The sequence below is a fragment of the Natrialbaceae archaeon AArc-T1-2 genome, assembly GCF_030273315.1.
Taxonomy (GTDB): Archaea; Halobacteriota; Halobacteria; order Halobacteriales; family Natrialbaceae; genus Tc-Br11-E2g1.
On record NZ_CP127174.1, the window covers coordinates 3,072,291 to 3,080,812 of the forward strand.

General features: G+C 64.7%; 10 protein-coding genes and 1 tRNA gene. 6 read left to right on the forward strand and 5 right to left on the reverse strand.

Features of this window, described 5'->3' with window-relative positions; translation table 11 throughout:
- Positions 1 to 54: 54 nt before the first annotated feature.
- From QQ977_RS15870 to QQ977_RS15880, 3 genes are all read left to right on the forward strand, one after another.
- Positions 55 to 603, forward strand: coding sequence for a CinA family protein (locus QQ977_RS15870; protein ID WP_285926761.1), 549 nt, complete (start codon positions 55 to 57; stop codon positions 601 to 603).
- Between the two features lie 67 nt (positions 604 to 670).
- Positions 671 to 2,308, forward strand: a complete 1,638-nt coding sequence (locus tag QQ977_RS15875) for a DUF255 domain-containing protein (protein WP_285926763.1) — start codon at positions 671 to 673, stop codon at positions 2,306 to 2,308.
- 79 nt (positions 2,309 to 2,387) lie between these two features.
- Positions 2,388 to 3,191 carry a TrmB family transcriptional regulator gene (locus QQ977_RS15880; protein ID WP_285926764.1) on the forward strand — a complete coding sequence of 268 codons (804 nt, stop codon included), beginning with the start codon at positions 2,388 to 2,390 and terminating at the stop codon, positions 3,189 to 3,191.
- A 39-nt stretch (positions 3,192 to 3,230) separates the two neighbouring features.
- Here the strand turns inward: QQ977_RS15880 and QQ977_RS15885 are convergent, their stop codons facing one another.
- Positions 3,231 to 4,226, reverse strand: coding sequence for a tyrosine--tRNA ligase (locus tag QQ977_RS15885; protein ID WP_285926765.1), 996 nt, complete (start codon positions 4,224 to 4,226; stop codon positions 3,231 to 3,233).
- 416 nt (positions 4,227 to 4,642) lie between these two features.
- Between QQ977_RS15885 and QQ977_RS15890 the strand changes: the two genes are divergently transcribed.
- Positions 4,643 to 5,293, forward strand: coding sequence for a hypothetical protein (locus QQ977_RS15890; RefSeq protein WP_285926766.1), 651 nt, complete (start codon positions 4,643 to 4,645; stop codon positions 5,291 to 5,293).
- Between the two features lie 28 nt (positions 5,294 to 5,321).
- On the opposite strand, the gene QQ977_RS15895 is transcribed toward QQ977_RS15890, so the two are convergent.
- The 4 genes from QQ977_RS15895 to QQ977_RS15910 all read right to left on the reverse strand — a co-directional run bounded on the left by QQ977_RS15895 (position 5,322) and on the right by QQ977_RS15910 (position 7,858).
- Complete coding sequence (locus QQ977_RS15895; RefSeq protein ID WP_285926767.1) at positions 5,322 to 5,801, reverse strand: YeeE/YedE family protein; 480 nt, start codon at positions 5,799 to 5,801, stop codon at positions 5,322 to 5,324.
- Entirely contained in the window at positions 5,798 to 6,289 is a 492-nt protein-coding gene (locus QQ977_RS15900) for a YeeE/YedE family protein (protein ID WP_285926768.1), read from the reverse strand. The genes QQ977_RS15895 and QQ977_RS15900 overlap by 4 nt, the downstream gene beginning before the upstream one ends.
- Positions 6,290 to 6,501: 212 nt before the next feature.
- Positions 6,502 to 7,290 (reverse strand): succinylglutamate desuccinylase/aspartoacylase domain-containing protein, encoded by a 789-nt coding sequence (locus QQ977_RS15905; protein WP_285926769.1) that lies wholly within the window; start codon positions 7,288 to 7,290, stop codon positions 6,502 to 6,504.
- Between the two features lie 73 nt (positions 7,291 to 7,363).
- Complete coding sequence (locus QQ977_RS15910) at positions 7,364 to 7,858, reverse strand: DUF309 domain-containing protein (protein ID WP_285926770.1); 495 nt, start codon at positions 7,856 to 7,858, stop codon at positions 7,364 to 7,366.
- 103 nt (positions 7,859 to 7,961) lie between these two features.
- On the opposite strand from QQ977_RS15910, the gene QQ977_RS15915 reads away from it, so the two are divergent.
- Positions 7,962 to 8,126, forward strand: a complete 165-nt coding sequence (locus QQ977_RS15915) for a hypothetical protein (protein ID WP_285928761.1) — start codon at positions 7,962 to 7,964, stop codon at positions 8,124 to 8,126.
- 89 nt (positions 8,127 to 8,215) lie between these two features.
- Positions 8,216 to 8,298 (forward strand) — tRNA-Leu (locus tag QQ977_RS15920).
- Positions 8,299 to 8,522: the final 224 nt, after the last annotated feature.

The window sequence follows — 8,522 nt, forward strand, 5'->3', positions numbered from 1 at the left end:
CTGTATCTCGTTGTCCCCCAGCCATTGACTATCCTCCCGCCCGTCGGCTTGACTATGGACGATATCGACCTCGGTCTCGAGGTAGCGGTGGCCGACCGCATCGGACAGCGACTCCGGGAGACGGACGCGACGCTTGCCGTCGCCGAATCCTGTACCGGCGGACTGATCGGAGCTGCAGTGACGGCGGTTCCGGGCTCGAGTGACTACTTCGACAGCGGGCTCTGTACCTACGCCTACGACGCGAAACGCCGGGAACTCGGTGTGAGCCGGGAAGCGCTCGACGAGGACGGTGCGGTCTCTGCTCCCGTCGCCAGGGAGATGGCACGGGGCGTTCGCGACGTGGCCGACGTCACCTGGGGATTGGCGACGACGGGAATTGCCGGACCCTCGGGCGGTACCGAGGAGACCCCCGTCGGCACCGTCTACGTCGGTGTCGCCTACGCCGGTCCCTGGGGATCGGAGACGTCGTACGCGACCGCCTCCCGGTACGAGTTCGACGGCGACCGGGCTTCGATCCGGGCCGCGACGGTCGAGCGAGCGCTCGAGGACCTGATGACAGAACTCGAGACCGTTGCCGAACGCGACCACGGCGACGACCGGTAACGGCGCTCGAGTAGACGGGTCGGGCCCGAGCGAAGGCCTTACGCCGGCCACGCTCCTCGCTTCGGACATGGAAGACGTCACGCGGGTCGAGTGGCGCGAGTGGGGTCAGGACGCGTTCGACGAGGCCGATCGGCGGGACGTGCCCGTCTTGCTCTCGCTCACCGCGACGTGGTGTGACCACTGCCACGAGATGGACGAAGCGACCTACAACGTGCCGACGATCGCAGCCAACGTCAACGACGGGTTCGTCCCTATCCGGGTCGACGTGGATCGTCGGCCCCGCGTCCGCGATCGGTACAACATGGGCGGCTTTCCGTCGACCGTGTTTCTCACGCCCGATGGCACTGTCCTGACCGGAGCCGGCTATCTCGGCGAGGACGGAATGCGCCAGGTCATAGAGAGCGTGCGTCGGATGTGGGCCGAGAAGGGTGCCGATGCGGGTCGGGTTCCGCGTCCGCTTCGCGACACAGAGCCCCCGTCGGGCGCGCTCGACGATGTTGAGGCGGCGCTGCTCGCCCGGCTCGAGGCAGCCTACGACGAGGCCGCCGGCGGCTGGGGCGAGGGCGCGAAGTTTCCGCTACCCGACGCCCTCGAGTTCGCGCTCAAGCGCGACCGCGAGATGGCGCTTCGGTGTTTCGACGCGGTGAGTGCGAACCTGCTCGACGAGTACGAAGGCGGCTTCTACCGGTTTGCGACCGGTGCCGACTGGTCCGGCATCCAACACGAGAAGCTGCTCGACGAGAACGCCGCCCTCGTGCGGGCGTTTTCTCACGCCTACTGTTATACGGGGCGTGATGAGTATCGCGAGCCGGCACATCGGACGATCGAGTACCTGACGACGACGCTGTGGAACGGTGAGGCAGGTGCGTTCGCTGGCAGCCAGGCACCCGCCGACCCCGAGACGTACACGCTCGAGCCGAGCGACCGCGAAAGCGGCGCGGAGCCGCCCGTCGACGACACCGTCTACGCCGGCGCGAACGCGCTCGCGATCGACGCGTGCTGTACGTACTACGGCTACACCGACGACGAGCGCGCTCGACGGTACGCCGAACGCGCGCTCGAGTTCCTCCGGACGGCGCTGCTCGAAGACGGCGTTGCCTTCCACTCCCACGACACCGACTGCGGTGAACCCGGCGACGAGCGTCCGCTGCTTGTGAATCAGGCGCGCGCCCTGGCCGCGCTGACGACGGCCCGGAGCGTGCTCGGAGCCGACGTCCTCGAGACGGCCGAGGCCGTCGTCGAGACGACGATCGACCGGCTGCGCGACGGCGACTCGTTCGTCGACGGCCCCGAAGCCGGCGTTGGACTCTGTGACCGGCCGCTTCGACCGCTCGACAGCAACGTCGAGTTCGCCGACGCGCTGGTCGATCTCGCCGTCTTGACGGGCGAGAACCGGTACCGGACGATCGCTCGCGAGACGCTCGAGGACTTCGCCGGCGCGAGCGACCGGTTCGGTCCCCAGGTCGCGCGGTACGGATCGGTCGCCACGAGACTGTGCGAGGGGCCACTCGTCGTCCGGGTCGCCGATCCGGCCGGCTCCGATCTCCATCGTGCGGCGGTCCGGATCGCCGATCACGAGAAGGTCGTGGTACCCGAAGCCGACCTCGAGGCCGGGAGCGTACGCGTCGACCACGGCAGTCGGCGATCGGAGCCGGCGACAACTCCCGAAGAGTTGAGCGATCGCGTTCAGAGCGTTCTCGAGTGAGTGAGCGAGGCCCAATCCGTTCGAACAGCCCTATGTAAACCACCACAGTGTTTATTACTGCGCGGTCGCTGATCCAGGTATGGCAACGCTCAGGGATCTCGGCCTCTCGGAGTACGAGTCGCGGGTCTACCGGGCGCTTTTGAACACCGGTCCTGCGACGGCGAAAGAGCTATCGCGAGCGAGTGACGTCCCGATGGGACGGATCTACGACGTGCTCAACAGCATCGAACAGCACAACCTCGTGCGAAGTCAGACAGCGAGCCGACCGAAGAAGTACGTCGCCGTCGAACCCGCGACCGCGCTCGATCGGCTACTCGAGGACAAAAAACGCGAACTCGAGGCGCGGGCCAGACAGTACGAGGAGATCGTCGACGATCTCTCGGCGGAACTCGACGTCGCCGATCCGGTCGAAGAGGAGTTCTGGACGGCCGCCGTTGGTCCCGAGGAAACCTACGACCTCCTGCTCGAACGGCTTGCTGCAGCCGATCGCGAGGTCATCATGGTCGCTGCGAATCCATCACCCCAGATCGACGTCCGGACCGTCGGCGAGGACGTCCTCGCGGAACTCGAGGACGCACTCGACCGCGGCGTGACCGTCGACGTCTTGCTCAGTCGGGACCTCGTCGACGCACTTCCCGAGAGCGTCGGCCGTCGGTACCGGCGAACGCTCCAGGCCCGCGAGGACTTCTCGGTGCGGACGAACGACGACGTCCGGGGATCGTTCAACATCATCGACGACGTCGAGGTCTGTATCCAGGTTCCTAACCCCCTCGCCACCGGCGACGCGTTCGGAATGATCGACCTCAAGGATCCGGCGTTCGCCGCCGACGTCCACGACGAGTTCTTCTCGACGTGGGAGGAAGCGACGCCGCTTCAGTTCTAGCCTCGTCGCCGAATCCGGCAATATATTCCTTCTCCAGCGTCAGTTTCGAAGCTCCCGGAGCGTCTCCCGGCCGGGCGCGATCAGCTCGTCGAGGTAGCTCGCGAGCGTGCTCTTCGCGTCGGCGGGATGGAGCTCGCCGGACTCGAGGTCGGCCGCCAGCGACTCGTAGTCGTCGTAGGTAACGTCGCCGCCGTACTGGTCGGGCCGTTCGACAGTGACCGACTCGAACCGGGGGAAGACGTGGTACTCGAACAGCTCGAGAACGGGGTTTTCGCGCTCGGTGCCGTCGTCGTCGGGCTCGGGATCGCGCGTCGGTGGACAGTACGCCGAGTTGACTTTGTGTTCGATCTCCTCGGTCGAATCTTCCATCGAGATCGTTACGCCCTCGCTCGAGGACATCTTTCCCGCGCCGGTGGTGAGGTCGGCGATGATGGGCGTGTGCAGACACGGCCGAGTCTCGTAGCCCAGATCCGAGATCTCCTCGCGGTGGAGCATGTGGACCTTGCGCTGGTCTAAGCCGCCGACGGCGAGGTCGAGGTCGAGGTATTCGATGTCGAGCGCCTGCATCAGCGGGTAGACGACGTGGCTCACTTTCGCGGTCTCGCCGCTTTGGAGTTCGGCCATCGCCCGCTGGGCGCGGTTGAGCGTCGTCGAGAGCTCGAGTTCGTGGAGATCGAGCGTGTACTCCTCCTCGAGCTGGAACGCAGAGCCGTAGACGAACTCGGTGTGTTCCTCCTCGAGGCCGTAGGCGACGAACTGGGCCCGCATCTGTTCGGCGGTCTCGCGGATCTCCTCGAACGTTCCTTTGCCGTTGAGGTAGGCGTGGACGTCTGCGAGCAAGACGACGACCTCCATACCCGCCTCCTGGAGGTCGATGAGCTTGTTCGCCGTCAGGAGATGCCCGATGTGGAGTACGCCGGATGGCTCGTAGCCGACGTAGACGCGCTTGCCCTCGGGCTCGTCCGCAAGGTCTCGCACCTCCTCTTCGGGGACGACCTCCTCGGCGTTGCGCGTGATCAGGTCGTAGGTATCCATCTCTATTTGAGCGGAATCAACGGACGGATTTAGTACTTCTCTCTCGTCCGGCCTCGCGCGTGAGTGTCTGTCCCTACTCGCCGACTCTGCTCGCGATCAGTTCCGAGTGGATCCCGAAGCCGCTCGTATACACCCGGTCATGATTCGTTCAACAGTCGGCTGCCGGGAGTGGCCTCGATACGGGTTCAGTCGGCCATTCATACTGTCGGTCATGGATCTGTGAACGTGGGTCTGGTTGATTCGTCCGTTTAGCGTGTGTCTGGATGTTCTGTCGCTCATCATGTTCACGTAGTTATGACCGACAGTATCAGTCCACGAGACCGTTGACTGGACCATGACCGGGTGTATATCTCGTCGTCGGGAGGCGTATGCCTGCCGAACGCTCAAACGGGCGGGCCCCGTACCGACGCTGATCGATGGGATACAGGGAGGATTTCGTTAACGCCGTTCGCCGGAGCCTCGTCCCCCAGGTTCACTATCTGCTCGATGGCACGTTCGGCGGCTACGCTGTCAGTCACACCACCGCCGAGGAGTACGTCTTCACGGCTCACTGTTCCGAGGAGACGATCGAGGCAGTCCTCGAGGACGTCGGCTTCTCCCGGAACCCGATCGCCTCGCTGAAGGTGCGGATAGACGGCAACACCTCCGAGGGATCGTGGGTGTGGCGACGGTCGCCGCTCTCGTCACATCAACTCCACGTCGTCCTCCACGACCTCGAGGACGCCGAGGGCGTCGACGTCTACGCCCACTGGGAACGGTCCTGGATCCGCCATCCCTACGCACACTACGTCGCTCGCGGGTACGACGCCGAGAAAGGCGTCGAACTGGCCCGCCGATGGCTCGCGAGCTACGACGGCGACGCACTCGAGGACGAACTCGCGTACGAGGTCGACAACTCGCTACCTCGAAAGGCGAGCGAGTACCTCTCGCTGTCATATTACCGGCTGGAAGAGAGCGTGGGAGCGATCCGGTCGCGACTGCCCGTCCTCGACGGCGACGAGACGCTGACCGTCGACCGGGACGGAAAACGAGACGAGGTCTCGCCCCGGATCGCCGACCGAGAGTGATACTGCCGGACGCCGTCAAAACTGACGGTCAATCGTCGGCGGTCTGGGACGTGCCAGTCCCGGTTCCGGCTCCGGTCGACCGCACGTACCCCTGCAGGTACGCGCCGACGAACATGCCGGCGACGCCCCAGAGGATCGGGTAGTTACCGATGCCGAGACTCGCGTAGGCCGCGCCGGGACAGATCCCCGACAGCCCCCAGCCGACGCCGAAGATGGTCCCGCCGACGACGACGTTCCTGTCGAGTGGTTTCAGCCGTCTGCCGTAGGATCTGTCCGTCAGCGGCGCGCTATCGAGCAGATGTGACGCACTGAAGAACGTGATCCCGGTGACGACGGCCGCACCGAACATCACGAACAGCAATCCGAAGTCGACGAACTGCAGGAAACTCAGGACGACTTCCGGACGAGCCATGTGGCTGAACCCGAGTCCGAACCCGAAAACCAGGCCGCCGACGAAGATCAGCGGCAGGAACAGCGGGTGTTGCTCGTGTTCGGCGTTCGTGGTCATGGGACCACCCCCAGCGCCTGGACGATCTGGGCCGTTCCGATCGCGATCAACAGGAACGTCGCGACGCCGACGAACGAGGTGACAGACGCGGAGCCGACGCCGCAGACGCCGTGGCCCGACGTACAGCCCTTCCCGAGGCGGGTGCCGATTCCGATCAGGACGCCGCCGAGAAACAGCCGCCAGGGCTGGACGTCGGTCGTCCAGATCCCGTCTTGGAACGCGAGCGCGTACACCCCGGCCCCGGCGACGATTCCCAGCGTGAACACGATTCGCCAGTCCCGCGACGGTCGATACTCCTGGAACCGCGACAGACTCGAGCCGTACGACAGCGTCGACTCGAGGAACGTACTTGCGCCGGCGATGCGACCCGTTCCGAGGTAGATGACGGCGACGCCGAGCCCGACCAGCAGGCCACCGATCGCGTAGTGGCTGATCCCTTCCGGGAACGGATCGGCGAGTATCGACGCGGCGAGCTCGAGTTCGATCATTACTCGAGTAGAGGTGACGACGGCGTATCAACGCTCCAACCCCGGGGAAAATTGTTTGTATCTCTGACGCCGAAACGACTGGACGTGCGATCGGTTTCGCGTTCTGACGGCGACCGATTGGCAGTACAACGTGGCATGCGGTGACGGTCATCGTGACCTGCCACCGCGGCCGTGGCCGAGCCCGCGTCACGGACCGTCGGACTCGGCCGCGATCAGTTCGTCTTTGCGACCTCGTCGATCCGCTCTGCAGCGTAGCCGAAGACGTCCTGATAGCCGTCCGGCGACATGAGCACGGGGTAAAACGGTTCGTCGGCGACGCGGGCCGTCCCGTCCGCGGCGGCGAACGGATCACCCGGATCGACGCGTTTGAAGTTCTCGACGTACACCTCGTAGCTGTCGGCTCGCTCTTTCGGAATGCAATCGACGAGCCGGTAGGCGGGTAGCTCTCGACTGTCGGTCTCACCGGGGAGCGCGTCGACGGCTCGCAGGAACGCTCGAGCGAGCCGGTAGGCGTTCTCGGCGGCGCGGTCGCTTCCCTGGAGACCACACTCGACTTCGATCGCCTCGACGCGTGTGAACATCCGACCCTCGTCGAACTCGCCACACCCGACGAGCGACCCGACGGGCAGTTGCGAACAGAGCTTCCGTGTCCGCTCGGTGATTCTGTTTACGATCGCGAACGGTTCGCCGTAACTCCGCGTCGAGTGCATCGAGAAAGTGAGCACGCCCGACAGCTCTCGCTCGAGTTCGGCAGCGAGTTGCTTCTCGTGGCTCTCGGCGTTTGGATCCCCGGGGAACGTGCGGTTGAGGTCCTCGTCGACGTATCGCGTCTCACGCGAGAGCGCACGCTCGTTGGCGACGACGAGTTTGACGGGACGGGAAACCGACGGCTCTGCCTCGAGCAACCGCTCGACGGCACGAACGCCACACGGTTCGTCACCGTGAACGCCGGCGAGGACCGCAACCTCCGGCGTTCCCGACCCCAGCTGTTCGACTCTCATTATCCGTTATTTGTCCGGGACGAACAAATGCGATTCGGTTGTGTTCGACCCTCGATGGGTACCGTACTGGTACTTACAGCCCTTCGAGCCTCGAGGCATACTCGAAGTCCGCCTCGCGAGGTGTCGGATGCGTCCCGTCGAGTCGAATCTGCCACCCGTCGATGACGGTCGGTTCCTCCAGGGCGTTCGAAAGCGTTGTTCGCACCTCGAGGACGTCGACGCCGTAGAAGTCGTGGGGGACGTCCCGGAGGTACTGGAGTGCGGTTCGAAACAGCGAGCGCATTCCATCGTCGTTCTCGAAGACGACGTGTTTGTACGCTCCCGCAGCCACTTGCACCATCCCGTGGAGAAACGCGCTCTCGACGGTGCCACGACCGTAGTTGTACCACTCGTCCTCGAAGCAATCGTGGCTCTCGTGGTAGGCCTCGCCGTTGTAGAGGGCGACGCCGTGGACCGTCGCCCGCCGGAGCGTGTCGTGTTCCCAGCGGCCGGCGGACTCGAGCCACCCCGTGGGCGCGGGCGATCCGTCCGGGGGATCGACCGAACGGTCGCGGGTGTGTTCGTCCATAGTCGTCCGTAGCGTCGGTAGACGGGTAACTCCGTCGCCACTTGAGTACGCGGGTAAGCCAAAGCCAAAGCGTTTAGCGTCTCTGGCGATCCTGTATAGACGAATGCAGTACCCACACGGCCGATGCGAGCAGTGTGGCGAACGCCTCTACGAGCACGTCGACGGCGGCTACGTCTGTCACAACTGCGGAACGCGATACTCGGAATCGTACCTCGAGGGCGACGGTGCAGGCGAGAAACGCGAGGCCGATACCGGTGTATCGAGGTAGGAGCGTGTTGGCGAGGCCACCGTTCGATCGGCGACGGAACTGGAAAATCGCGCCATTTAACCGTTATTACCTCCTACTGACGGCTGCGTGCGAGGGTAGCCAAGCGGTCAACGGCGGCGGACTCAAGATCCGCTCCCGTAGGGGTTCGTGGGTTCGATTCCCTCCCCTCGCATCGCAGCGAAGTGCAACCGCGCACGGAGCGAGATGCGGAAGATCCAACGGAGAGATCTTCCCTCGCAAAGATTCTCCGGAAACGTCACTGCTCATACTGTCGGACGAAAATCCTGGCGGATTTTCGCCCGCCAGTATCGAACACGGTGTTTCAGTGTCCGGGCGCTCATCACGGGACAGCAGTCCCGTTCTTCGCGCCCGCTGTTTCGTCGGCTGTCCCGATTG